This is a genomic window from Micromonospora sp. KC723 (genome assembly GCF_004348595.1).
Taxonomy (GTDB): Bacteria; Actinomycetota; Actinomycetes; order Mycobacteriales; family Micromonosporaceae; genus Micromonospora.
Genome location: NZ_SMKD01000095.1, coordinates 1 through 22,700 on the forward strand (window position 1 = coordinate 1; position 22,700 = coordinate 22,700).

General features: G+C 72.7%; 24 protein-coding genes and 1 pseudogene. 11 read left to right on the forward strand and 14 right to left on the reverse strand.

The genetic code is table 11. The features are described 5' to 3' along the window. Positions 1-211 precede the first annotated feature (211 nt). Positions 212-499 (forward strand): Lrp/AsnC family transcriptional regulator, encoded by a 288-nt coding sequence (locus tag E1165_RS19955; protein ID WP_132393313.1) that lies wholly within the window; start codon positions 212-214, stop codon positions 497-499. 64 nt (positions 500-563) lie between these two features. Here the strand turns inward: E1165_RS19955 and E1165_RS19960 are convergent, their stop codons facing one another. The 5 genes from E1165_RS19960 to E1165_RS19980 all read right to left on the reverse strand — a co-directional run bounded on the left by E1165_RS19960 (position 564) and on the right by E1165_RS19980 (position 5,689). Next, complete coding sequence (locus E1165_RS19960) at positions 564-1,238, reverse strand: DUF4142 domain-containing protein (protein ID WP_132393314.1); 675 nt, start codon at positions 1,236-1,238, stop codon at positions 564-566. 167 nt (positions 1,239-1,405) lie between these two features. Beyond that, positions 1,406-3,034, reverse strand: coding sequence for a cytochrome b N-terminal domain-containing protein (locus tag E1165_RS19965; protein WP_132393315.1), 1,629 nt, complete (start codon positions 3,032-3,034; stop codon positions 1,406-1,408). After that, the gene (locus tag E1165_RS19970) at positions 3,031-4,116 is read right to left on the reverse strand and encodes a ubiquinol-cytochrome c reductase iron-sulfur subunit (protein ID WP_132393316.1); all 1,086 of its coding nucleotides are present in this window, start codon (positions 4,114-4,116) and stop codon (positions 3,031-3,033) included. Before E1165_RS19970 ends, E1165_RS19965 begins: the two co-directional genes overlap by 4 nt. Positions 4,117-4,183: 67 nt before the next feature. Next, positions 4,184-5,017 (reverse strand): cytochrome c, encoded by an 834-nt coding sequence (locus E1165_RS19975; RefSeq protein ID WP_132393317.1) that lies wholly within the window; start codon positions 5,015-5,017, stop codon positions 4,184-4,186. A gap of 72 nt (positions 5,018-5,089) precedes the next feature. Beyond that, the gene (locus tag E1165_RS19980; RefSeq protein ID WP_132393318.1) at positions 5,090-5,689 is read right to left on the reverse strand and encodes a heme-copper oxidase subunit III; all 600 of its coding nucleotides are present in this window, start codon (positions 5,687-5,689) and stop codon (positions 5,090-5,092) included. Between the two features lie 126 nt (positions 5,690-5,815). Here E1165_RS19980 and E1165_RS19985 point away from each other — a divergent pair, with 126 nt between their 5' ends. The 4 genes from E1165_RS19985 (at position 5,816) to E1165_RS20000 (ending at position 8,827) form a co-directional block, all read left to right on the forward strand. After that, on the forward strand, positions 5,816-6,802 hold the full coding sequence (locus tag E1165_RS19985) for a cytochrome c oxidase assembly protein (RefSeq protein ID WP_243704882.1): 987 nt from the start codon (positions 5,816-5,818) through the stop codon (positions 6,800-6,802). Positions 6,803-6,963: 161 nt separating this feature from the next. Further along, entirely contained in the window at positions 6,964-7,359 is a 396-nt protein-coding gene (locus E1165_RS19990) for a response regulator (RefSeq protein WP_132393320.1), read from the forward strand. A gap of 88 nt (positions 7,360-7,447) precedes the next feature. After that, entirely contained in the window at positions 7,448-8,494 is a 1,047-nt protein-coding gene (gene trpD, locus E1165_RS19995; protein ID WP_132393321.1) for an anthranilate phosphoribosyltransferase, read from the forward strand. A gap of 129 nt (positions 8,495-8,623) precedes the next feature. Then, positions 8,624-8,827, forward strand: a complete 204-nt coding sequence (locus tag E1165_RS20000; protein ID WP_132393322.1) for a hypothetical protein — start codon at positions 8,624-8,626, stop codon at positions 8,825-8,827. Between the two features lie 145 nt (positions 8,828-8,972). Here E1165_RS20000 and E1165_RS20005 read toward each other — a convergent pair whose 3' ends face one another. Beyond that, positions 8,973-9,398, reverse strand: coding sequence for a cytochrome c oxidase subunit 4 (locus E1165_RS20005; RefSeq protein WP_132393323.1), 426 nt, complete (start codon positions 9,396-9,398; stop codon positions 8,973-8,975). A 9-nt stretch (positions 9,399-9,407) separates the two neighbouring features. Beyond that, entirely contained in the window at positions 9,408-10,376 is a 969-nt protein-coding gene (gene coxB / locus E1165_RS20010; protein ID WP_132393324.1) for a cytochrome c oxidase subunit II, read from the reverse strand. Positions 10,377-10,545: 169 nt separating this feature from the next. Between coxB and E1165_RS20015 the strand changes: the two genes are divergently transcribed. Beyond that, a complete protein-coding gene (locus tag E1165_RS20015) occupies positions 10,546-11,697 on the forward strand; it encodes a cysteine desulfurase family protein (RefSeq protein ID WP_132393325.1) in 1,152 nt (383 codons plus the stop codon). Continuing rightward, a complete protein-coding gene (locus tag E1165_RS20020; protein WP_132393326.1) occupies positions 11,694-11,921 on the forward strand; it encodes a sulfurtransferase TusA family protein in 228 nt (75 codons plus the stop codon). Before E1165_RS20015 ends, E1165_RS20020 begins: the two co-directional genes overlap by 4 nt. Positions 11,922-11,933: 12 nt before the next feature. On the opposite strand, the gene E1165_RS20025 is transcribed toward E1165_RS20020, so the two are convergent. The 4 genes from E1165_RS20025 to E1165_RS20040 all read right to left on the reverse strand — a co-directional run bounded on the left by E1165_RS20025 (position 11,934) and on the right by E1165_RS20040 (position 15,406). Beyond that, complete coding sequence (locus E1165_RS20025; RefSeq protein ID WP_132393327.1) at positions 11,934-12,458, reverse strand: ATP-binding protein; 525 nt, start codon at positions 12,456-12,458, stop codon at positions 11,934-11,936. Beyond that, positions 12,455-13,432, reverse strand: a complete 978-nt coding sequence (locus E1165_RS20030) for a carbohydrate kinase family protein (protein ID WP_132393328.1) — start codon at positions 13,430-13,432, stop codon at positions 12,455-12,457. Before E1165_RS20030 ends, E1165_RS20025 begins: the two co-directional genes overlap by 4 nt. 309 nt (positions 13,433-13,741) lie before the next feature. Then, positions 13,742-14,110: an iron-sulfur cluster insertion protein ErpA gene (erpA, locus tag E1165_RS20035; RefSeq protein ID WP_132393329.1), complete on the reverse strand. Its 369-nt coding sequence runs from the start codon at positions 14,108-14,110 to the stop codon at positions 13,742-13,744. A 159-nt stretch (positions 14,111-14,269) separates the two neighbouring features. Continuing rightward, positions 14,270-15,406 carry a glycerate kinase gene (locus tag E1165_RS20040; RefSeq protein ID WP_132393330.1) on the reverse strand — a complete coding sequence of 379 codons (1,137 nt, stop codon included), beginning with the start codon at positions 15,404-15,406 and terminating at the stop codon, positions 14,270-14,272. 68 nt (positions 15,407-15,474) lie between these two features. Here E1165_RS20040 and nadA point away from each other — a divergent pair, with 68 nt between their 5' ends. The 3 genes from nadA to E1165_RS20055 all read left to right on the forward strand — a co-directional run bounded on the left by nadA (position 15,475) and on the right by E1165_RS20055 (position 18,941). Continuing rightward, on the forward strand, positions 15,475-16,674 hold the full coding sequence (gene nadA / locus E1165_RS20045; protein ID WP_132393331.1) for a quinolinate synthase NadA: 1,200 nt from the start codon (positions 15,475-15,477) through the stop codon (positions 16,672-16,674). Between the two features lie 230 nt (positions 16,675-16,904). Continuing rightward, positions 16,905-18,260 carry a UDP-N-acetylglucosamine 1-carboxyvinyltransferase gene (gene murA, locus E1165_RS20050; protein ID WP_132393332.1) on the forward strand — a complete coding sequence of 452 codons (1,356 nt, stop codon included), beginning with the start codon at positions 16,905-16,907 and terminating at the stop codon, positions 18,258-18,260. Between the two features lie 75 nt (positions 18,261-18,335). Continuing rightward, the gene (locus E1165_RS20055; RefSeq protein ID WP_132393333.1) at positions 18,336-18,941 is read left to right on the forward strand and encodes a DUF3043 domain-containing protein; all 606 of its coding nucleotides are present in this window, start codon (positions 18,336-18,338) and stop codon (positions 18,939-18,941) included. 34 nt (positions 18,942-18,975) lie between these two features. Here E1165_RS20055 and E1165_RS20060 read toward each other — a convergent pair whose 3' ends face one another. The 3 genes from E1165_RS20060 to E1165_RS20070 are packed head-to-tail and all read right to left on the reverse strand — an operon-like array spanning position 18,976 to position 21,600. Continuing rightward, positions 18,976-19,947: an ATP-binding cassette domain-containing protein gene (locus E1165_RS20060; RefSeq protein WP_132393334.1), complete on the reverse strand. Its 972-nt coding sequence runs from the start codon at positions 19,945-19,947 to the stop codon at positions 18,976-18,978. After that, positions 19,944-20,756, reverse strand: a complete 813-nt coding sequence (locus E1165_RS20065) for an ABC transporter permease (RefSeq protein ID WP_132393335.1) — start codon at positions 20,754-20,756, stop codon at positions 19,944-19,946. Before E1165_RS20065 ends, E1165_RS20060 begins: the two co-directional genes overlap by 4 nt. Continuing rightward, positions 20,749-21,600 carry an ABC-2 family transporter protein gene (locus E1165_RS20070; RefSeq protein ID WP_132393336.1) on the reverse strand — a complete coding sequence of 284 codons (852 nt, stop codon included), beginning with the start codon at positions 21,598-21,600 and terminating at the stop codon, positions 20,749-20,751. Before E1165_RS20070 ends, E1165_RS20065 begins: the two co-directional genes overlap by 8 nt. A 160-nt stretch (positions 21,601-21,760) precedes the next feature. Between E1165_RS20070 and E1165_RS20075 the strand changes: the two are divergent. Then, a pseudogene (locus tag E1165_RS20075) lies at positions 21,761-22,700 on the forward strand (hypothetical protein); the annotation flags it as partial.

The following is a 22,700-nucleotide window of genomic DNA, read 5'->3' on the forward strand; positions in this document are numbered from 1 at the left end:
TCCGGGGGGACGTCGAGCGGACGGTGGTCTGGCCGGGCGCGACGGTCGGGGCGGGTGAGCGGCTGCGCGACGCGATCCGGGCCCCCGGGGGGCTGACCGTGCCGGCGGCCTGAACCGGCGTCCGCGCGCCGCCCGCCCGGACCGGTCCGGTCCGCGCGACCGGGCGAACATCTAGCATGGGCCACGACGTCGACGAACGGAGAATCGTCCAGTGATCACCGCGATCGTCATGATCGACTGCGCCACCGACTCGATCCCCGAGGTGGCCGAGACCCTGGCCGACCTGCCGGGCGTCAGCGAGGTCTACTCGGTGGCCGGGCACGTCGACCTGGTCGCCATCGTCCGGGTCCGGGAGTTCGACCAGATCGCCGAGGTCATCGCCGGCCGCATCTCCAAGGTCCCCGGCGTGATCAACACGGAGTCGCACATCGCGTTCCGCGCGTACTCCCAGCACGACCTGGAGGAAGCGTTCGCGATCGGCCTCGCGAACGCCGACTGACCCGCTACCGTCGACGGCCGGCCCGCCCCCGGGAGGGCGGGCCGGCCGTCGACGTGCCCGGACGTCAGCTGTTGCCCGGAGCCGGCGTCTCGGTGGTGCCGCCCGGAGCGGGCGACTCGGTGGTGCCGCCCGGAGCCGGCGATTCGGTGGTGCCGCCCGGAGCCGGCGTCGTGGCACCCGGGGTCGCGGTCGCCGTACCGGTGGCCTGCGGGACCGGGATGCCCAGCTGCTGGGCCAGGGCCACCAACTCGTCGTAGTGGGCCTGCAGGACCGGCAGCGCGTCCTGGGCCAGCTGGATCACCGACTGCTCGGAGCCCTGCGAGATCTCGGTCTGGGTGGCCTGGATGGCCTGGACGTGACCGGCCAGCTGGGCCGTCACCCACGCCCGGTCGAACTCGGCGCCGCTGAGGTTGTTCAGCCGGTCGATCACCTGCTGTTGGTCGGCGGTGGGCTCGCCCGGCAGGGTCACGTTCAGCTGCTGCGCGGTGCTCTGCACCGTCTGGTCCAGCTGGGTGTGGTCGGTCTTGAACATCTCGCCGAGCCGCTTCACGTCGGCGTTCTGGCCCTTCTGCTGGGCCAGGTCACCCGTCGTGATCTCGAACAGGTTCACCTGGTGCAGCGCCTGCAGGTACTGGGTGTCCTGCTGTGAGGGCTGCGCCGCTGCCTGCGCGGCCGCGGCCGGTGCCAGGCCGACCAGCACCAGGGCGGCCAGCAGTCCCAGGCGTTTGATACCCAACATGTTTCCCTCCCCGTTTCCGTTGGACCGCACGCATACCCGCCTGACCGGGGTTATTCCTGCTTTCCACCCGTCCGTGGGTGGTTCGCCAGGCGGCCAGGACGACCGGGCGGAAACGGACGTGGCGCCCGCCGGAAGTCTCCGGCGGGCGCCACGGTCGGACGGGTCGGTCAGCGACGACTCTCGCCGCTGCCGATCTCCTCGCGCTCGGCGCGGGGCTCGACCGGCGGGTGCCCCGGCGACACCGGCGCCTCGGCCGGCTTCTCGATCGGGTAGAAGAAGCCCCGGATGGCCGGGCCGAGCGCCCCGAGCCGGTTCATCTTCTTCGGCACCACCCAGCCCACGTAGTCCAGCTCCGCGTGCCCGTCGTGGCCGTCGCCGGAGGTCAGCGGCTGGTGGACCTCGACGAAGCGGCCGTCCGGCAGCCGCCGGATGATGCCGGTCTCCACGCCGTGGGCCAACACCTCCCGGTCGTGCTGCTGCAGACCGAGGCAGAGCCGGTACGCGACGTAGTAGGCCAGTGGCGGGAGGAGCAGCAGACCGATCCGACCCGCCCAGGTCATCGCGTTGAGGCTGATGTGGAACTTGTCGGCGATCACGTCGTTGGCGCCGGAGAGCGTCAGCACCACGAAGAAGGTGACCGCCATCGCGCCGGCAGCGGTCCGGGCCGGGACGTCCCGGGGGCGCTGGAGCAGGTTGTGGTGCTTGCGGTCCTTGAGGTGCCGGGCCTCCAGGAACGGGTACGCCAGGGAGATCCCCACCAGGATGCCCGGCAGCACCACCGTCGGCCAGAACAGCGGCGGGATGACGTACCCGTCGCCGATCGGGATGTGGACCTCCCAGGCCGGCATGAGTCGGGTCGAGCCGTCGAGGAACATGACGTACCAGTCGGGCTGGCTGGCGGCCGAGACCACCCACGCCTCGTACGGGCCGAAGTACCAGATCGGGTTGATCTGGAACAGGCCGCCCATCAGCGCGATCACGCCGAAGACGACCATGAAGAAGCCGCCCTGCTTGAGCGCGTAGCGCGGGAACATCCGCTCGCCGACCACGTTCTCGTTGGTCCGGCCTGGGCCGGGCCACTGGGTGTGCTTCTGCTTGAACACCAGGCCCAGGTGGGCACCGATCAGCGCGAGCAGCAGACCCGGGATGAGCAGCACGTGGGCGATGTAGAACCGGCTGATGATGATGGTGCCCGGGAACTCCCCGCCGAAGATGGACGAGGTCAGCCAGGAGCCGATCACCGGAATCGACAGCATGATCGCCGAGGCGATCCGCAGGCCGGTGCCGGACAGGCCGTCGTCCGGCAGCGAGTAGCCGGTGAAGCCGGCCAGGAAGCCGACCCAGAACAGCAGCGAGCCGATGATCCAGTTCGTCTCGCGCGGCTTGCGGAACGCGCCGGTGAAGAAGACCCGGAGCATGTGCACGACGATCGAGGCCATGAACAGCAGCGCCGACCAGTGGTGCATCTGACGCATGATCAGACCACCGCGGACGTCGAAGGAGATGTCCAGGCTGGAGGCGTACGCGGCGGACATCGGCGTGCCCCGCAGCGGGGCGTAGCTGCCGTTGTAGACCACCTCGGTCATCGCCGGCTCGAAGAAGAAGGTCAGGAAGACACCGGTCAGCAGCAGCACGACGAACGAGAAGAGCGCGATCTCGCCGAGCAGGAAGGACCAGTGGTCCGGGAAGACCTTGTTGAGCAGCTTGCGCAGCGGGGTGGCCACCTGGAAGCGGTCGTCCACCGCACCGGCGGTCTTGGCCGGCACCGCTGCTACGTCAAACTTTCGGCGCTTCATGGCCGCTCCCAGAAGTCGGGGCCGACGGTTTCGGTGTAGTCGGACTTCGCCACGAAGAAGCCCTCTTCGTCCACCTCGATCGGCAGCTGCGGCAGCCGACGGCTGGCCGGGCCGAAGACGGGCCGGGCGTTGTCGGTGATCAGGAACTGCGACTGGTGGCACGGGCAGAGCAGGCGGTTCGTCTGCTGCTCGTACAGGCTCGCCGGGCAGCCGGCGTGGGTGCAGATCTTCGAGAACGCGGCGTAGTTGCCCCACATGTAGTCGCCGTGGCCCACCCGGGCGTTGGCCGCACGGGAGGCCACCGCGTCGGACTCGCGCAGGTGGATCAGGAGCGTCGGCGAGTCGGCGTGCCGGTTGCTCACGCCGTGTTCGATCCCGGGGAAGACGGTGAGCTGGCCACCGGCGCTGATGTCGGCCGGTCGGATCGGCCGGCCGTCCTCACGGACCAGCCGGACCTTGTGGCCGTCGGCCGGTGCGAAGCCCGTGGTGAACATCTGGTTGTTCTTGTGCGGCTGCGAGATCAGGCCACCGATCAGCGGGGCCGCGGCGACCGCGCCCACCGGCAGCAGACCGGCGACCAGGGAGACGCCGAGCAGTGGCCGGCGCCGCACGCCCATCTCGTCGGCCAGGTAGAGCATGGTCTCGCCGGTGATCTTGCGGTCCTCGGGCGCGCCGGGCTGGTCGTGCCGGTCCTGGATCGACACCTCCTTCGGCAGCAGCTTCTTGCCCCAGGTCAGGATGCCGAAGCCGATACCGAGCAGGGCGACGCCCAGGGTCAGGCCGAGCAGCGGGGTGTAGTACTTGTCGCCGCCACGGCCGGGCTCCCACTGCCACGGCCACCAGATGTAGATGATCAGGAAGGCGGTCGCGGCCAAACCGGTGAGCAGGAAGAACGAGGCGACCGTACGGGTCATCCGGCGCTCGGCCTTGCTGCCCGGGACGACCTGCGGCTCGTAGTGGACGATCTCGATGTCGTCCCGGCGCGCGCCCTCCTGGACGATGTCGAAGCGGGACACCCGGGGGTCCAGCACGTCGAGCGGCTGCCGGCCCTGCGGGGCCTGGTGCTCGGTGTGGGTGCTCATGCCGTCACCTCGCTACGGGTGGTGCCACAGCCCGGCACCACAGCACTGGAACGAATGGTCTGCCCGGTCACGACTTGCCCGCAATCCACAGGCTCGCGAAGACCAGCGCGACAACGCCGACCAGGAAGATCGCCAGACCCTCGGTCGACGGGCCGTACCGGCCCAGGTTGAAACCGCCCTGGTCCTGGTCGTGCTTGAGGGTCTCCTGGATGTAGGCGATGATGTCCGCCTTCTGCTCCGGAGTGATCTGGTTGTCGCCGAAGACCGGCATGTTCTGCGGGCCACTCAGCATCGCGGCGTAGATCTGCCGGTCGCTCGCCGGGCGCAGGCTCGGGGCGAACTTGCCGGAGGACAGCGCGCCGCCGCCACCGCCGAAGGCGTGGCACTGCGAGCAGTTGATCCGGAACAGCTCACCACCGGCGGCCAGGTTGGCGTCCGCGCGCAGGTTGCCCTCGGGAACCTCCGGGCCGCCGCCGAGCTCCTGGATGTACTGGGCGAGCTGGCGCACCTGCTCGTCCGTGAAGACCGGAGGCTTGCGCATGGCCTGGGCCTCCTGGCGGGCCATCGGCATGCGGCCGGTGCTGACCTGGAACTCCACCGAGGCGGCGCCGACCCCGATCAGGCTCGGGCCACGACCCTCGACACCCTGCGCGTTGCGACCGTGGCAGGTCACGCAGCTCACGTCGAACAGCGCCTTGCCCTCGGCCGCGGCGCCGGTCAGCGGCGGGTTCTCCTGCGCCTGCACGCCGGGAGCGAAGACGGTGTAGGCCCCGCCGGCCAGCATCAGCGCGGCGATCAGTCGGACCGCGGCACCCAGCCGGCGGCGGCCCCTGCTGCGCGCTGCGGGCCGCCCGCGCAGCCGCGCGAGCAGACCGCGTCGGCGGTCGTTGTCAGAAGTCATGACCTGTGTCCTTAACCGGTTGGACCTTGTCTCAGGGGACGGAGCAGCGGCGCGGCGCGTGACGCGCCAAGATCACTGGAGCCAGTAGATCATGGCGTAGAGCCCGATCCACACGACGTCGACGAAGTGCCAGTAGTACGACACGACGATCGCCGAGGTGGCCTGCGCCGGGGTGAACCGGCCCATGGTCGTGCGGATCATGAAGATGACGAAGGCAACGAGACCGCCGGTCACGTGCAGGCCGTGGAAACCGGTGGTCAGGTAGAACATCGACCCGTACCCGTCTTCGTTGATCTTCACGCCCTCGTGCACCAGCTCGCGGTACTCGTTCACCTGGCCGAGGACGAAGATCAGGCCCATCACGAAGGTGATCGTGAACCAGCGCCGCAGCGCGTGGACGTCACCCTTCTCGGCCGCGAAGACACCGAGCTGGCAGGTCACCGAGGAGAGCACCAGGATTACCGTGAAGGTGGTCGCGTAGGGGACGTTCAAGGCCTCGGTGTGCTTCTCCCACTGCTCCGGCGCCGCCGCGCGGATCGAGAAGTACATCGCGAACAGCGCCGCGAAGAACATGAGTTCGCTGGAGAGCCACACGATCGTCCCGACGCTGACCATGTTGGGTCGGGTCAGGGAGTGGATCCGGCTCTTGTCAATGGCTGGGGCCGCAGTCACGCGGTCATTATTGCCGTTGACCGGCACGGGCGATCAGCGGGGGGCCAAACCCAGGTCAGGGATGGCCCGATCGTGGAGGTCCGGTTCGCCTGGCCTAGCCTGAAAAGCGTGCTGCACGTCGATTCGATCTTCGCCGCCACCCCGGCGGGCCTCCCCGGCCCACTGGCCGCCGGGGGCGAGGGCGTCCCGCCGCCGTTCACCGTCGCCCGGATCTTCACCGAGTTCCAGCTCGACAGCTGGCTGACCCTCGGCCTGCTGCTGGCCGCCGGTCTCTACCTCTACGGCGTCTACCGGCTGCGGCTACGCGGCGACCGCTGGCCGGTGGTCCGGACGGTCTGCTTCCTCGGCCCCGGGCTCGGCGGCATCGCCGCGGTCACGCTCAGCGGGCTGGGCGCGTACGACACCACGCTGCTGTCGGTGCACATGGTCCAGCACATGGTGCTCTCCATGGTCTCGCCGATCTTCCTGGCCCTGGGTGCGCCGGTCACCCTCGCCCTGCGCACGCTGCCGCTCCGGCCGCGCAAGCGGCTGCTCGCGGTCGTGCACAGCCGGATCGCGAGGATCTACGGCTTCCCGCTGGTGGCGTTCGCCATCTTCGTGGTGAACCCGTTCGCGCTCTACTTCACCGACCTCTACCGCTACACCCTGGAACACGCCTGGGCGCACGAGCTGGTGCACGCGCACTTCATCGCCACCGGCTGCGTGTTCTTCTGGCCGCTGCTCGGCCTCGATCCGCTGCCCGGTCGCTGGCCGTACCCGGCCCGGGCGCTGCTGATGGTGCTCTCCGTGCCGTTCCACACGGTGCTCGGACTGACCATCATGCAGAGCACCACCCTCTTCGGTGGCGACTGGTACCCCTCGCTCAACCTCTCCTGGTCGAACCCGTGGGACGACCAGGTGGTGGCCGGCGGGGTCCTCTGGGCCGGCGGCGAGTTCGTCAGCGTGACCATGCTCGCGGTGCTGGTCCTGCAGTGGGTCCGGCAGTCCGAGCGGGAGGCCCGCCGGCTCGACCGCGAGCTGGACCGCCAGGAGGCCCGCGAACGCGCCGCCGCGGCCGACGCCCCGGGCCCCGACGCCCCGGCCGGTGCCGCAGCCCCCGGCGCCCCGGCCTGACCTGCCCACCGCCGGCCGCCCCGTCCGCGCCGCCCGGCGGCAGGCCCGGCACAGCCCTCCGGCGGCGACCGGGGGCGGCCGGCGGTGGGCGGGATGTCGGGTACGCCACACCGGGCGGTACGATCGCCTGCGGCAGCTACGAGGTGGGAGCCAGTCCAGCGATGAGCGATCGTCAGTGCACCGTCCTGCTCTACAGCGACGACCCGCAGGTCCGTGACCGGATGCGGCTCGCCGTCGGCACCCGCCCCGCGCCCGGCCTGCGGGTCGAGTTCGTCGAGGCGTCCGACTACGCCGAGTGCGTCCGGCTGGTCGACGACTACGAGATCGACCTGATGCTCCTCGACGGCGAGGCCAGCCCGGGCGGCGGCATCGGCATCGCCCGCCAGATCAAGGACGACCGGGACGACGCCCCGCCGACCTGCGTGGTGATCGCCCGGGCGGCCGACCGGTGGCTCGCCGCGTACGCCGAGGTCGACGCCACGCTGGTGCACCCGCTCGACCCGGTGACCACCGGCGCCACGGTCGCCGAACTGCTGCGTACGCACGCCGCCGCCTGACCGACGAGAACCGGCGGCGCCCGGTGCCCGGGGTGCCGGGCGACCGGATCCGTCCACCCGCATTCCACGCCTGCTCGGGAGGCCCACCATGGGCGAACGGACCTGGCCGCTTCTGCTCACCGCGCTGCTGCGTGGCGAGGAGCTCTCCACCGCCGACACCGCCTGGGCGATGGACGAGATCATGACGGGCGCGGCCGGCCCGGCCCAGATCGCCGGCTTCGCGGTGGCGCTGCGCGCCAAGGGTGAGACCCCCGCCGAGCTGGCCGGGCTGGGCGAGGCGATGCTCGGCCGCGCGGTCGAGGTGGCCCTCCCCGAGGCAGTGCGCCGCACGGCGGTGGACGTGGTGGGCACCGGCGGTGACCTCGCCCACACGGTGAACATCTCCACGATGACCGCGCTGGTCGTCGCCGGCGCCGGCGTCCCCGTGGTCAAGCACGGCAACCGGGCCGCCTCCTCCTCCTGCGGCGCCGCCGACCTGCTGGAGTTCCTCGGCCTCCCGCTGGATCTGGCGCCCGAGCAGGTCGCCCGCTGCGTCACGGAGGCCGGCATCGGTTTCTGCTTCGCCCCCCGGTTCCACCCGGGCATGCGGCACGCCGGCCCGGTCCGACGCGAGGTCGGGGTGCCCACCTTCTTCAACTTCCTGGGCCCGCTGACCAACCCGGGCCGTCCCCGGGCCGGCGCGGTCGGTTGTTTCGACGCCCGGATGGCCCCGGTGATGGCCGCCGTCTTCGCCGCCCGGGGCGACTCGGTCATGGTGCTGCGCGGCGAGGACGGGTTGGACGAGTTCACCACCGCCGCGCCGACCCGCGTCTGGGTGGCCCAGCAGGGCACCGTCCGGGAGGCGCTGCTGGACGCGGCGGACCTCGGCGTGCCCCGGGCAGCCCTGGCCGACCTGCGTGGCGGCGACGCGGCACGCAACGCCGAGGTGACCCGCCGACTGCTGGCCGGCGAGACCGGCCCGGTACGCGACGCGGTCCTGGTGAACGCCGCCGCCGCCCTGTCCACCCAGGGCCCGCTCGACGGCGACCTGACCGAGGCGCTGCGGGCCGGGATGGACCGGGCCGCCGAGTCGATCGACTCCGGGGCCGCCGCCGCTGTGCTGGACCGCTGGATCGACCTCGCCCGCGCCCTCTGACGCCGGTTGAGCCGGGACGTCGGGCCGGAAGTGTCGGAGGGGCGTGCGAAACTACACGGGAGTAATTTTCCGTTTTCGACCGATGGCGGCGATGTCCGTCGGTGGACACCGGAATGAGAGGAGACGCCCGTGTCGGAACGCGAGCTGTACTGCGACGCCTGCGGGGGCGTCCGGCCGTTCGAGACGCCGCCCTGCGCGGACGGGCACGGCCCTGACTGCCCCGAACTCGCCTGCACCGGCTGCGGCGCGGCGATGCTGGTCGCCACCGTCGCCGTGCGCGCCTCCCGCCTGGCGCGGCGGCGGCGCCGGTCCCCGCACCGCCACGCCGCCTGACAGCCGGCGCCGCCCGGCCGGTCGACGCCGGCCAGCCCGCCGCAGCCGCGTGGCCCGGCGCCCGCGCCGGGTCAGTCGACACCGGCCTCGGGTACGACGGAAGGCCCGACTCCCCGCGGAGTCGGGCCTTCCGGTACGGCGCGCGTCAGTGCTCGGCGGTGCGCCGGGTGCCGGTGTAGTACTCGAAGAGCAGCCCGCACGCGGCGAAGACCACCGCCACCAGGCCCGCCCCCAGCAGCCAGAACTGCCAGTACACCAGGCCCAGACCGGCCAGCGCGGCGGCGAGCGCCAAGCCGAACGGCCAGTAGCTGCCCGGGCTGAAGAAGCCGATCTCGCCCGCGCCGTCGGCGATCTCGCCGTCCGGCCGGTCCTCCGGGCGCAGGTCGATACGGCGGGAGACGAACCAGAAGAAGCCACCGCACATCGAGCAGAGCAGGAACGACAGCAGCAGGGCCACCGTGCCGACCCACTCGACCTGGCCGGAGTCACCGTACGTCCAGGCGCCGTAGAGAATCGTCGCGCCAAAGAGGAACGCGGCGATGATCAGGAAGATGCGCCACTCGGTCTTCATGCCAGCACCTCAGTTTCCGCCGGTCGAGACGTTGTCGGGGTTGAAGTTGGCGGTGTTGCGCCGCGTCTCGAACGGCGTGGTCGTGATCGCGTACGGCTCCTCGCCGATGGCGGCCAGCGCCTCCTGCGTCGACTTGCCGTCCTGCTTCGCGGCGAGGAACTGGTCGAACTTCTCCGGCGAGACCACCCGCAGCTCGAAGTTCATGAAGGCGTGGTAACTGCCGCAGAGCTCGGCGCACCGGCCCACGTACGCGCCCTCGCTCTCCAGCCTGGAGACCTCGAAGACGTTGCGGATGCTGCCCGGCATGACGTCCCGCTTGAACAGCAGCTCCGGCACCCAGAACGAGTGGATCACGTCCCGGCTGGTCTCCTCGAACCGGATCGACCGGTTGGTCGGCAGCACGAGGACCGGGATGACCTCGCTGGTGCCCAGCACGGAGGCCACGGTGTTGGCCTCGGTGCCCTGGCCGTCGCGGTAGTTGAACTGCCAGTTCCACTTGAAGGCGACGACCTCGACGGTCACGTCCGGGTTCTTCGTCGTCCGCACCACGTCGGTCTGCACGACCGCCGTGTAGTAGAAGAGCACCGAGACGATCAGGATCGGCGCGATGGTGTAGAGGAACTCCATCGGCATGTTGTAGCGGGTCTGCACCGGCAGCTCGTTGCCGCGCTTGCGGTAGCGCACCACGCACCAGAAGATCAGGCCCCACACGAAGACACCGACCGCGAGGGCGGCGATGCAGGAGGCGATCCACAGGTCGTACATGCGGTGCGACTCGGGCGTGATGCCGCCCTGGGGCCAACCGAAGCCGTCCACCGTCCGGCCGACGTCACACCCGGTGAGCAGAACCAGCAGCGCAGCTCCGCCGAGACCGAGCCCGGCGAGCCGACCAACACCGCGCCGCCGGCGTCCACCGGCCTGCGGTGCGGCGCTGTCCCGTACGGCCGACGGCCGTACCTCCGAACTCCTTGCGACCACCTGGTCCTGCCTCCCTAGCGCGCCGCGGTCGCTTCTCTCTCAGCACCGACGGCAAAGGCGTCACCGACGGTCGCAGATTACTCGACCATGACGGGCTGGACCGTCTTGGGGTCGCTGTCCGCCCCCATCGGGGAGATCGTGGGCGTGCCGCCGCGATAGCGTGGCGGCCGTGAGCCCTACCCCGGTCTACCTGGACGCGGCCACCGCCGCGCCGCTGCACCCGGTCGCCCGGCAGGCGCTGCTGGCCGCCCTCGACGACGGCTGGGCCGACCCCGCCCGGTTGTACACGCAGGCCCGCCGCGCCCGACAGCTCCTCGACGCCGCGCGCGAGGCCACCGCGGCGACGATCGGCGTCCGCGCCGACGAACTCTCCTTCACCCCCAGCGGTACGACCGCCGCGCACTCCGCCGTGCTCGGCGGCCTGGCCGGGCGGCGGCGGGCCGGGGCGGCCCTGGTGCACTCCGCGATCGAGCACTCGGCGGTGCTGCACGCCGCCGAGCGGCACGTGGCCGGCGGCGGCACGGCGCACGCCGTCGCGGTGGACCGGGTCGGCCGGCTCAATCTGACCTGCTGGGCGGAGGCGGTGCGGACGCCCGGGGTGGCGCTGGCCGCGCTGATCGCCGCCAGCCACGAGGTGGGCACCGTCCAGCCGGTCGCCGCGGCGGCCGAGCTGTGCGCCGCCGCCGGGGTGCCGCTGTACGTCGACGCCGCCCAGGTGGTGGGGCGGACGGCGGCGCCGCAGGGCTGGTCGGTGCTCACCGCCAGCGCCCACAAGTGGGGCGGACCCCCCGGTGTCGGGCTGCTGGTGGTCCGCAAGGGCACCCGCTGGGAGTCGCCCTGGCCGGCCGACGAGCGGGAGTCGGGGCGTACCCCGGGGGTGCTGAACCTGCCGGCGGTGGTGGCGGCGGCGGCGAGCCTGCGCGCGGCGGCGGCCGACGCGGCGGCGGAGGCGGCGCGGCTGACGCCGCTGGTGGACCGGATCCGGGCCCGGGTCGCCGCCGAGGTGCCGGACGTGGAGGTGGTCGGCGACCCGACCGACCGCCTCCCCCACCTGGTCACCTTCTCCTGCCTGTACGTCGACGGCGAGGCGCTGTCGCACGCGCTGGACCGGCGCGGCTTCGCGGTCTCCTCCGGTTCCTCCTGCACCTCGTCCACGCTGCGCCCGTCGCACGTGCTGGAGGCGATGGGGGTGCTCTCGCACGGCAACGTGCGGGTGTCGCTGCACCGGGAGACCACCGAGGCCGACGTCGAGCGGTTCCTGGCCGAGCTGCCGGGGATCGTGGCCGGGCTGCGCGCCGAGGCGGGGGTGGTCGGGCTGTGAGCGGGCCGGCGCAGGTACTGGACTGCCGGGGGCAGCGCTGCCCGCTGCCGGTGATCGCGCTGGCCCGCCGGCTGCCCGGGCTGCCGGTCGGCTCGGTGCTGCGGGTGCTCGCCGACGATCCGGCCGCCGCGGTGGACATCCCGGCCTGGTGCCGGATGCGGGGGCAGGAGTTCGTGGCCGCGGTGCCGGACGGCCCCGGGTACGACGTCCGCCGCACCCACTGACCCGTCGAGGGGTCAGCTCAGGTAGCTGAGGACTCCCGGCAGCGGGTCGACGTCCACGGCGGTGTCGACCACCAGGCGCGGGCCGATGATCGGCTCGTACTCGGCCCGGCGGACCAGAGTCTGCTCCCAGGTGGGGCGCAACGGGTCCGGCTCGGCCGGCAGCCGGGCCTCGACCCGGCGGCGGTGCTCCGCCACGTCCCCGCAGTGCACCTCGATCATCCGCAGCGGCACCCCGACCCGCTCGGCCAGGTCGCGCCAGAGCCCGCGGGCGCTGGCCACCGGGTTGACCGCGTCCACCACCACGCTCAGACCGAGCCCGAGCTGCACCTCGGCGAGGCCTTCCACCGCCTGGTACGCGGCCGTCTCCGGCACGTCGCCGACCAGGCCGTACCGGGCCAGCGCCCGCTCGACCGGCTCGACGGGGAGCACGGGCGCCCGCAGGGCCGCGCCGACCCGCCCGGCGAGGGTGCTCTTCCCCACGCCCGGCAGGCCGGCGAACACGACCAGCACCTGGCCGGCGGCGGGTACGGCGGTCATGGCAGCAGGTGCGGCCGGACGTCTTCGGCGGCGGCGTCGCCGTACGACTCGGCGAGGCGCTTGACGAACAGGTCGCGGCGCACCTCGTACTCCTGGGTGCCGACGGTCTCCAGCACCAGCGTCGCCAGCAGCGAACCGACCTGGGCGGCGCGCTCCAGGCCCAGGCCCCAGGACAGCGCGGCGAAGAAACCGGCCCGGAAGCCGTCCCCGACGCCGGTCGGGTCGGCGGCCTTGATCTCGCGGGCGATCGGCACGTGGATGGTCGGGAAGTCCCGGCCGGCGATCTCCGCGCCGTCCTTGCCGAGCGTGGTGACCCGTACCTTCACCCGGTCGAGCAGTTGCGCGTCGGTCAGGCCGGCCTTGCTCTGCAGCAGCGACTTCTCGTAGTCGTTGGTCATCAGGTAGTCGGCCCCGTCGATCAGGCCGAGCACCTGGTCGCCTTCCATCCGGGCGAGCTGCTGGGACGGGTCGGCGACGAAGGGGAAGCCGCGCTGCCGGCACTCGGCGGAGTGGCGGATCATCGCCTCGGGATCGTTCGCGCTGACCAGCACCAGGTCGAGTCCACCGAGACGCTGCGCGACCGGGGCCAGCTCGATGTTGCGGGCCTCGCTCATCGCGCCGGCGTAGAAGGAGGCGATCTGGCACATGTCGGTGTCGGTGGTGCAGACGAAGCGGGCGGTGTGCGCCACGTCGCTGACGTGCACGGAGTCGCAGTCCACGCCGTGCCGCTCCAGCCACGACCGGTAGTCGGCGAAGTCGGCGCCGACCGCGCCGAGCAGCACCGGGCGCAGCCCCAGCTGGGCCATGCCGAAGGCGATGTTGGCGGCGACCCCGCCCCGGCGCAGCACCAGGTCGTCCACGAGAAACGACAGCGACACCTTGTGCAACTGGTCGGCGATGAGCTGGTCGGCGAAGCGGCCCGGGAAGCTCATCAGGTGGTCGGTCGCGATCGAGCCGGTCACGGCGATCTTCATGTCAACCCTCGGGGTCGGGAGCACGGCGCCGGTCAGCCTACCGGTCCGGCGGGCACCCCGGTCGAGGGTCGGTCGACCAACCGCCACCCGCCGGCCGGCTGCCCGTCACCGCCGGGCCACCGGGGCCACCGGGCCGCGATCGACCCAACCTGCCGCACATCGGGGCCATCGCACGGGGGAAAGCGCAGGTCGGCGCAGGTGATGCCGTTCGACCCCACACCGGCGGCGGGCCGGGACATGCCGGCGGCCGGAAAGCGGCGGCGGGGCCGCCCCCGAAGGGACGGCCCCGCCGTGTGGCAGGCGGTCGACTCAGCTGAACGAGTCGCCGCAGGCGCAGGAGCTGCCCGCGTTCGGGTTGTCGATGGTGAAGCCCTGGGCGTCGATCCGGTCGGCGAAGTCGATGGTCGCCCCGGCCAGGTAGGGGGCGCTCATCCGGTCGACGACGACCTCGACCCCACCGAAGTCGGCGACGACGTCACCGTCGAGCGAGCGCTCGTCGAAGAAGAGCTGGTACCGCAGGCCGGAGCAGCCACCGGGCTGCACCGCGACACGGAGCCGCAGGTCGTCGCGGCCCTCCTGCTCGATCAGGGCCTTGACCTTCTGCGCCGCGACGTCGGTGAGGACGACGGAAGTAGGGGCCTTGGCCTCGGTCGACTCGGTCTGCGCTGGCGTGGTCACGTGGAAATCTCCCTGCGCGGTATGGGTCCGGACGCACTGGCCAACAGCGCGCGTCGGCCAGTGATTCCCGGTGTGGTCCAGATCCGATGGTACGCCGCCCGGGCCGTGGTCACCCGGGTGGCGTGACCGCCGCCCCCGGCGACTGCCGGCACGACGGCGTCAGCGGCTCCACTGCCGGGCCAGCCGGGCGCCCAGCGCCCGCAGCCCCTCCGCCGGGCGACCCATCGCCGCCTCCACCCCGCCGCGTTCCTCGCCGCCGAAGTGCTCCACCAGGCTGTACGCCTCGGTGACCCCGGCGGAGGCCGCCTCCCGTCGCCCGGTGCTCACCCGTCCCGCCAGCACCACGCACGGCACCCCCCGGTCCCGGGCCGCGCCGGCGACGCCGGCGACCACCTTGCCGCGCAGCGACTGGTGGTCGAAGGAGCCCTCCCCGGTGACCACCAGATCGGCGGCGTCGAGGGCGGCGTCCAGCCCGATCGCCCGGGTGACCAGGTCGATGCCGGACTCACAGCGTCCGCCGAGGGCGAGGATCGCCGCGCCGAGCCCGCCGGCCGCCCCGCCGCCGGGCAACGCGCCCAGCCCGGGCGGGCAGCCGGGCAGGTCTTCTTCCAGCACCGCGGCCCAGCGCTCCAGCGCGGCGTCGAGCAGCAGCACGTCCTCGCGGGTGGCGCCCTTCTGCGGGCCGTACACGTTGCTGGCGCCGTGCAGTCCGAGCAACGGATTGTCCACGTCCGTGGCGGCGACCAGGGTGGCCCCGCGCAGCCGGGGCGCGCCGTCGAGCCCGGCGACGCCGGCCAGTGCCGCCCCGCCGTACGGCAGGGCCCGGCCGGCGCCGTCGAGCGGGGTGACGCCGAGCGCGGTGAGCATGCCGGCGCCACCGTCGTTGGTGCCGGAACCGCCCAGCCCGACGACCACCGTGCGGGCCCCGTGCTCGACCGCGGCGGCGACCAGCGTCCCGAGCCCGTACGAGGTGGTGGCCTTCGGGTCGCGTTCGGCCGCGGCGAGCAGGTGCAGCCCGCAGGCCTGGGCGCTCTCCAGGTAGGCGGTGCCGTCGTCGGTGAGCAGGATCTCACCGTCGGCGGGCCGGCCGAGCGGGTCGAGGGTCGGCACCGGGATCCGGCGGCCGCCGAGCGCGTCGGCGAGCACCGCGACGAAGCCCGGACCGCCGTCGGCGAGGGGTCGGATCAACAGGTCGTCGCCGGTGGCGACCTCGCGCCAGCCGTCGGCGACGGCGGCGGCGACCTCGTGGGCCGCCAGGGTGCCGGCGAACTTGTCGGGGCAGAGCAGCACGCGCATGCCTGGCAGTGTGGCAGGCCACACCGCTGGCGGCTGCGCCGCAGCCACGCTGTGGGACCATGGGAGGCGTGACTTCGACCTGGGCCGAACCCTCCAACACCGCCACTGCCCTGCTGCTCCTCGGGCGCGGCAGCGACCCCGCCACGGAACGTGGCGTGGAGTGTCCGGGTGACCTGCCCGCGCCGAGCGACCCCGACCTGGTGGCCCGCGCGGCGGCGGCGAAGGCCGCGCTCGGCAGCACGGTGTTCGTGCTGGGCCACCACTACCAGCGCGACGAGGTGATCCAGTTCGCCGACGTGACCGGCGACTCGTTCAAGCTGGCCCGGGAGGCCGCCGCCCGACCGGACGCGGAGTACATCGTCTTCTGCGGCGTGCACTTCATGGCCGAGAGCGCCGACATCCTCACCGCCGACACCCAGAAGGTGATCCTGCCGGACCTGGCCGCCGGCTGCTCGATGGCGGACATGGCGGTGCTGTCGCAGGTCGAGACCGCCTGGGACGTGCTGGCCGAACTGGGCATCGCGGGCGACACCGTCCCGGTGACGTACATGAACTCCTCGGCGGACATCAAGGGCTTCGTCGGGCGCAACGGCGGTGTGGTCTGCACCTCGTCGAACGCGAAGCGGGCCCTGGACTGGGCGTACCAGCAGGGCACGAAGGTGCTCTTCCTGCCCGACCAGCACCTGGGCCGCAACACGGCGGTGCTGGAGATGGGCTTCTCGCTGGACGACTGCGTGCTCTACGACCCGCACAAGCCGGGGGGCGGGCTCAGCCCGGAGCAGCTGCGCGACGCCCGGATGATCCTGTGGCGGGGGCACTGCTCGGTGCACGGGCGCTTCACGCTGGACAGCGTCAACGACGTGCGGGAGCGGGTGCCGGGGGTCAACGTGCTGGTGCACCCGGAGTGCCGGCACGAGGTGGTCACCGCTGCCGACTTCGTCGGCTCCACCGAGTACATCATCAAGACCATCGAGGCAGCCCCGGCCGGCTCCGCGTGGGCGGTGGGCACCGAGCTCAACCTGGTCCGCCGGTTGGCGCTGGCCCACCCGGACAAGCAGGTCATGTTCCTGGACCGGGCGGTCTGTTACTGCTCGACGATGAACCGGATCGACCTGCCGCACCTGGTGTGGGCCCTGGAGGAGCTGGTCGCCGGCCGGGTGGTGAACCAGATCACCGTCGACCGGGACACCGCGCACCACGCCCGGGTGGCGCTGGACCAGATGCTCGCGTTGCCGGGTGCCGACACCCCGCCGCCCACCGCGGCGTAGTCACCTACAGTCACATCGCTGACACAGATACGCACCGGAAGCGCCGGTTCGTGCCGTCGCTGGTGATGTGACCGATTCCATTTCCGTCACAGAGGGCTATGCTGCCGGGGCGACACATTCGTGGGCCGTTTCGCGCCCATCCCGGTGCGGGTAGCTGGACAGCCGACCGCTGCTCGGCCAGCTGGCCCGATCCCTCGACACAGGCACCACCCGACGCGCTGGAGGTTGCGTTGACCAACGACGTCCTGGTCGTACACGGAGGCACTCCGCTGGAAGGGCGGATCCGCGTGCGCGGCGCGAAGAACCTCGTTTCGAAGGCAATGGTCGCGGCCCTGCTGGGCGACACCCCCAGCCGGCTGTTCGACGTCCCGCGCATCCGTGACGTCGAGGTCGTCCGCGGCCTGCTCGGCCTGCACGGGGTGAAGGTCAGCGACGGTGACGAGGACGGCGAGCTGGTGTTCGACCCGTCGAACGTCGAGAGCGCCAGCACCGACCAGATCAACGTGCACGCCGGCTCCAGCCGTATCCCGATCCTGTTCTGCGGGCCGCTGCTGCACCGGCTCGGTCACGCCTTCATCCCGGACCTGGGCGGCTGCCACATCGGCCCCCGCCCGATCGACTTCCACCTCCAGGCGCTGCGGGAGTTCGGCGCGACGGTGGAGAAGACCCCGGAGGGGCTGCACCTGTCTGCGCCGAACGGGCTGCACGGCACGAAGTTCGCCCTGCCGTACCCCAGCGTGGGCGCGACCGAGCAGGTGCTGCTGACCGCGGTGATGGCCGAGGGCGTGACCGAGCTGCGCAACGCCGCGGTCGAGCCGGAGATCATCGACCTGATCTGCATCCTGCAGAAGATGGGCGCGATCATCAAGGTGCACACCGACCGGGTGATCGAGATCCAGGGCGTGAAGCGGCTCAGCGGCTACACGCACCGGCCGATCCCCGACCGGATCGAGGCGGCGAGCTGGGCGGCGGCCGCGCTGGCCACCGGCGGCCACGTCGAGGTGCTCGGCGCGCAGCAGGTCGACATGATGACCTTCCTGAACATCTTCCGCTCCGTGGGCGGCGCGTACGAGGTGACCGACTCCCGCCCGCCGAAGCTCGGCGACGCGGGCCAGGAGGGTGGCATCCGGTTCTGGCACCCGGGCGGCGAGCTCAACGCCGTCGCGCTGGAGACCGACGTGCACCCGGGCTTCATGACCGACTGGCAGCAGCCGCTGGTCGTCGCGCTGACCCAGGCCCGTGGCCTGTCGATCGTCCACGAGACGGTCTACGAGCAGCGGCTGGGCTACACCGAGGCGCTGAACTCGATGGGCGCCAACATCCAGGTCTACCGGGACTGCCTCGGCGGGACCCCGTGCCGCTTCGGCCGGCGCAACTTCAAGCACTCGGCGGTTATCGCCGGTCCGAGCAAGCTGCACGCCGCCGACCTGGTCATCCCCGACCTGCGGGCCGGTTTCAGCCACCTGATCGCGGCACTCGCCGCCGAGGGCACCTCCCGGGTGTACGGCGTCGACCTGATCAACCGGGGCTACGAGGACTTCGAGGCGAAGCTCGCCAGCCTCGGCGCGCACGTCGAGCGCCCGTAACCGAGACACCCCCGCCAGCCCCGCCCGGTGCACCGTGATGTGCGCTGGGCGGTCGGGTGTGGCTACCCTTCACCTGTGCCGTCGCTGTTTCGCCGCAAGTCCGCCGACTCCGACTCCTCCGCCACCGCTTCGGTGGTGACCGAGGAGCCGTCCGCCGCGCGTCCCCGGGGCTACACCCCGAGCAAGAAGGAGCTCGGGGTCCAGACCCCGAAGCGTCCCGGCGCCGGTCGCCGCCCCGCCGGGCCGGTCAAGCCGCTGACCAAGGAGGAGGCCCGGGAGCAGCGCCGTAAGGCGCGCGCCGAGGCCGCCGCCGAGTTCCGCCGCGAGGGCGGTCCTCGGGACCGCGGTCCCGAGCGGCTGCTGGCCCGCAACGTGGTCGACTCCCGGCGTACGGTCGGCACCTGGTTCTTCGGCGGCGCGCTGATCGTGCTGATCGGCTCCAACCAGGCGATGCCGCCGGTGGTCCGGCTGGTGTCGAACCTGGTCTGGGGTGCGCTCGCGCTCGGCGTGGTGATCGATTCGATCCTGATCTCACTCAGGATCAAGAAGTTGGTGCGGGAGCGGTTCCCCAACAGCGGTGAGCGGATGGGGTCGCTCTACCTGTACGCGATCATGCGGTCGATCACCTTCCGCCGGATGCGCGCTCCCGCGCCTCGGGTGAACATCGGCGACAAGATCTGACCCGACCGCCGGCCCGGGGGCGGCCGGCCGTCGGTCAATCCGAGTGGATTGGCGTCCGGTAGAGCCGGGCCACCACGTCCTCGATGTCCGGCTCCAGGATCGAGATGTCGCGCAGTGTGGCCAGGCCGGCCAGCCCGGCCACCACCTCCGCCACACCCGCCGAGTCCAGCGCGTACACCAGGCGACGCCCGTCGGCCTCGACGCGCTCCAGCGGCGCGCCGGGCAGCGCCGGCGGCGTGACCAGCGCGGCGTCCAGCTCGGCGACGACCAGACGGCGGGAACCGTACCGGCGGTGCAGCTCGGCGATCGTGCCGTCGTGCACCACCCGGCCGTGGTCGATCACCACCAGCCGGCGGCACAGCCGCTCGATGTCGGCCAGGTCGTGCGTGGTGAGCACCAGCGTGGTGTCGCCGGCCCGGCCCAGCTCGGCGAGGAAGCCCCGGACCGCCTGCTTGCTCACCACGTCCAGGCCGATCGTCGGCTCGTCGAGGAACAGCACCCGCGGGCCGTGCAGCAGCGCGGCGGTCAGCTCGCCGCGCATCCGCTGCCCGAGGGAGAGCTGCCGGACCGGAATGTCCAGGAAGCCGTCCAGGTCGAGCAGACCCCGGCAGCGGCGCAGCCGGGCCGCGTGCTCGGCTGCCGGCACCCGGTAGACGTGCCGGAGCAGGTCGAACGAGTCGCGCAGCGGCAGGTCCCACCAGAGCTGGGACCGCTGGCCGAAGACCACGCCGATGCCGAGCGCCAGCCGGGTCCGCTGGGGCACCGGGCGCAGCCCGCAGACCCGGACCTGCCCCGCCGACGGGGTCAACACGCCGGTGAGCATCTTCAGCGTGGTGGACTTGCCGGCGCCGTTCGGGCCGATGTAACCGAGCAGCTCGCCCCGCTCGACCCGCAGGTCGATGCCGTCCACGGCGATGACGCGGCGCCTCTCGCGACGCAGCCGGCCGGCCTTCACCCGTACCGTGAACTCCTTGCGCAGCCCCTGCGCCTCGATGACCAGGCTCATGACCCCGTACTCCGGTAGTGGCGGACACCGACGCGCCACGCCGCGCCGGCGCCGGCGAGCGCGACCAGCGCCACGCCCGGCGCGGCCCAGCCGGCCCAGGCCGGCAGGCCGAGCGGGTCGGCGCGGCCGAGCAGCGCCAGCGCCGGCTGGTAGCTGACGAAGGCGAACCCCAGACCGTACGCGAAGGCCGCGCGGAACCAGCCCGCGAAGACCGTGACCGGGTACGACGTGAAGTCCCGCCCGCCGTAGGTGACCGAGTTGGCCAGCTCCGCGGACTCGACCCAGAAGAACGACACGGTGGCGGTGGCCACGAAGACCGAGCCGAAGAAGAGCACCCCCGCGAGCGGGGCGACGACGGCCAGCACCACCCGGGACGGGGTCCACTCGATCCCGGCCCCGGCCAGCGCGGTGACCCACACCGCCAGGCCGAACAGCCCACGGGAGACCTTGCGCAGCGGCAGGTCCATCAGCAGCAACTGGGGCAGCGCGCCGAGCGGGCGCAGCAGCACGGCGTCGAGCAGCCCGGTGCGCACGTACCGGGGCAGCCGCTCGATGTTGCCGACCAGCAGGTCGGCGGTGGCGAAGGCGAACGCGGTGAGACCGACCATCACCAGCGTCTCGCGCAGGGTGAAGCCGCCCAACTCCCGGGTCACGCCGTAGAGCACCAGGACGGTGACCACGTCGAAGACGGTGGCCCCGACGTTGCCCAGCAGGTCGATCACGAAGGAGGTCCGGTAGGCGGTCTGGGCGCGCGCCTGCGCCCGCAGCAGCGCCCGGTACGCGGCCAGCGTCCCGCCGGCCTCAGCCACCCTGCACCACCAGCCGCCGCTCGGCCCGGCGCTGCACCAGCCGGCACGTGACCAACAGCAGCACCGCCCAGCCGGCCTGGAGGGCGACCAGCCCCACCTGGACGGCCGTCGGGTCGCGCTCGACCAGCACGTCGAGCGGGGTCTGCAACAGGCTCGGGAACGGCGTGCCGAACCAGAGGACCCGCTGGAGCCCCTCGGGCAGGAAGCGCAGCGGGAAGTAGAGCCCGGCCAGCACCCCGGAGGCGAGCATCCACAGCATCATCGGCCCGCGTACGTCCTGAAGCCAGTACGCGGTGGCGTTGACCAGGAATCGGCAGGCGAAACAGAGCACCACGGCGAGCACCACCGAGCCGGCGAAGAGCGGGACGGTGGGCCAGCGGGCGGGCAGGTGGACGTCGAAGAAGAGCGGCCCGATGAGGATCGGCGGCAGCATCCGGGCCAGCACCGCGTACCCGGCGCGGCCGAGGTCGGTGGCGAGGTAGCTGGTGACCGGGTGCACCGGGCGGAGCAGGTCGCCGGCGATGTCGCCGGTGCGGATCCGGTCGGCCAGGTCCGTCCAGCCCCACAGCAGCACCACGGCGAGCAGCCCCTGCCCGGCCCAGACGAAGGTGGCGAGCTGCGCCCGGTCGTATCCGGCGGCAGCGCCCGCCTCACCGGCCACGGCGAGCAACACGTAGCACCTGAGGAACCCGAAGACCGTGTTGGTGACGACGCCCGCCAGGGCGGCCTGTCGGTAGGTGGCGTATCGTCGGAAACCGGATAGCGATATCGCGCCAAATGTCCGGAACCAGAGGATAACGTTTGAGTCCGTGGGCGATGCCACAGTGGCGGTGACCGAGCCCACCTCGCTACCCTCCATCCGCAGCATGCCGTGCCGGGCCGGGCGACTTTACCGGCAGGTGAGGGCCCCCGCACGACAATTTCCAACGAGGTGACACCGCCGTGAGCGAGCGACGCGAGCCGGGCATCGGGCCGCGCCGCACGCCCGGCGTCGAGGGCCCTCGATGAGCGGCGGCTACCGCGACCGCTGGCACGACCCGGCCGACCCCTCCTGGGTGGTGGAGCCGACCACCGAGTGGCACCCGCAGTTCCCCGGCCAGCGTTATCCCGGCGACCTCGGCACCCGGCACACGCCGCCCCCGCCGCGCGGGCGCTCCCCGGTGATCGGCCGCGCGGAGGTGCCTCCGCTGGCCCCCACCCGCCCCGACGGCACGTACCTCGGGCGGTCCTGGACCGACCACGACGACAGGCTGTCCCGCCCGGCCGGCGACCGACCCGAGGACGAGCCGTACCGGCCGCCGGCCGGCGAACAGATCTGGAGGCGGGAACGCCGCCAGCCCGAGCCGGACCGACAGCACGGCCCCGCCGGTTTCCGCCCCGCTCCGACCGAGCGGCCCCGCGAGGCCGCCTGGCACCGCGACCGCGGCGGATCCGACCGGCGCGACGGCTGGCCGCCGCGCCCGGCGTCCGGAGTCACACCCGTCTCCCCCGGCCCCCGGCCCGAACCGGCCCGGGGCGTCGAGCCGGGCTGGCTGCCCGAGCCGGACGAGGTGCCGCCGCACCGCCGCGGCCCCCACGGACAGGACGGTCACCGGCAGCCGTCCCGGCAGCCCGCCGACCGGTGGCCGCGCGGACACCACGGTCCCGGGCACCTCGACCCGCGTCCCCACGCCGACGGGTACCACCGGCCCGACGGGCGGTCCCCGGCCGACGAACGCCGACGCGCCGAGGAACGCGGACCCTGGCACGAGACGGCCGCCCGGAGCGAGACGTACCCGGACCGGCGACCCCGGGAGGCGTCACCGCCCGGCGAGGCGTACCGCGAGCCCTGGCCACGCCCGGACCGCGACGCCGGACACCGGCCGCCGACCAGCCCGGTGCGGCCCGAGCACGGCCGGCAGCCGGAGCAGCGCCGCCCGGTGGAGCCCGGGCCCGCCCCCCGGC

What these genes read in the sequence shown, in the direction of transcription:
- E1165_RS19960 (WP_132393314.1), bottom strand. Translation starts at nt 1,238, where the DNA reads ATGTTGGGTATCAAACGCCTGGGACTGCTGGCCGCCCTGGTGCTGGTC.
- E1165_RS19965 (WP_132393315.1), bottom strand. Translation starts at nt 3,034, where the DNA reads ATGAAGCGCCGAAAGTTTGACGTAGCAGCGGTGCCGGCCAAGACCGCC.
- E1165_RS19970 (WP_132393316.1), bottom strand. Translation starts at nt 4,116, where the DNA reads ATGAGCACCCACACCGAGCACCAGGCCCCGCAGGGCCGGCAGCCGCTC.
- E1165_RS19975 (WP_132393317.1), bottom strand. Translation starts at nt 5,017, where the DNA reads ATGACTTCTGACAACGACCGCCGACGCGGTCTGCTCGCGCGGCTGCGC.
- E1165_RS19990 (WP_132393320.1), top strand. Translation starts at nt 6,964, where the DNA reads ATGAGCGATCGTCAGTGCACCGTCCTGCTCTACAGCGACGACCCGCAG.
- trpD (WP_132393321.1), top strand. Translation starts at nt 7,448, where the DNA reads ATGGGCGAACGGACCTGGCCGCTTCTGCTCACCGCGCTGCTGCGTGGC.
- E1165_RS20005 (WP_132393323.1), bottom strand. Translation starts at nt 9,398, where the DNA reads ATGAAGACCGAGTGGCGCATCTTCCTGATCATCGCCGCGTTCCTCTTT.
- E1165_RS20025 (WP_132393327.1), bottom strand. Translation starts at nt 12,458, where the DNA reads ATGACCGCCGTACCCGCCGCCGGCCAGGTGCTGGTCGTGTTCGCCGGC.
- E1165_RS20030 (WP_132393328.1), bottom strand. Translation starts at nt 13,432, where the DNA reads ATGAAGATCGCCGTGACCGGCTCGATCGCGACCGACCACCTGATGAGC.
- E1165_RS20040 (WP_132393330.1), bottom strand. Translation starts at nt 15,406, where the DNA reads ATGCGCGTGCTGCTCTGCCCCGACAAGTTCGCCGGCACCCTGGCGGCC.
- E1165_RS20060 (WP_132393334.1), bottom strand. Translation starts at nt 19,947, where the DNA reads ATGAGCCTGGTCATCGAGGCGCAGGGGCTGCGCAAGGAGTTCACGGTA.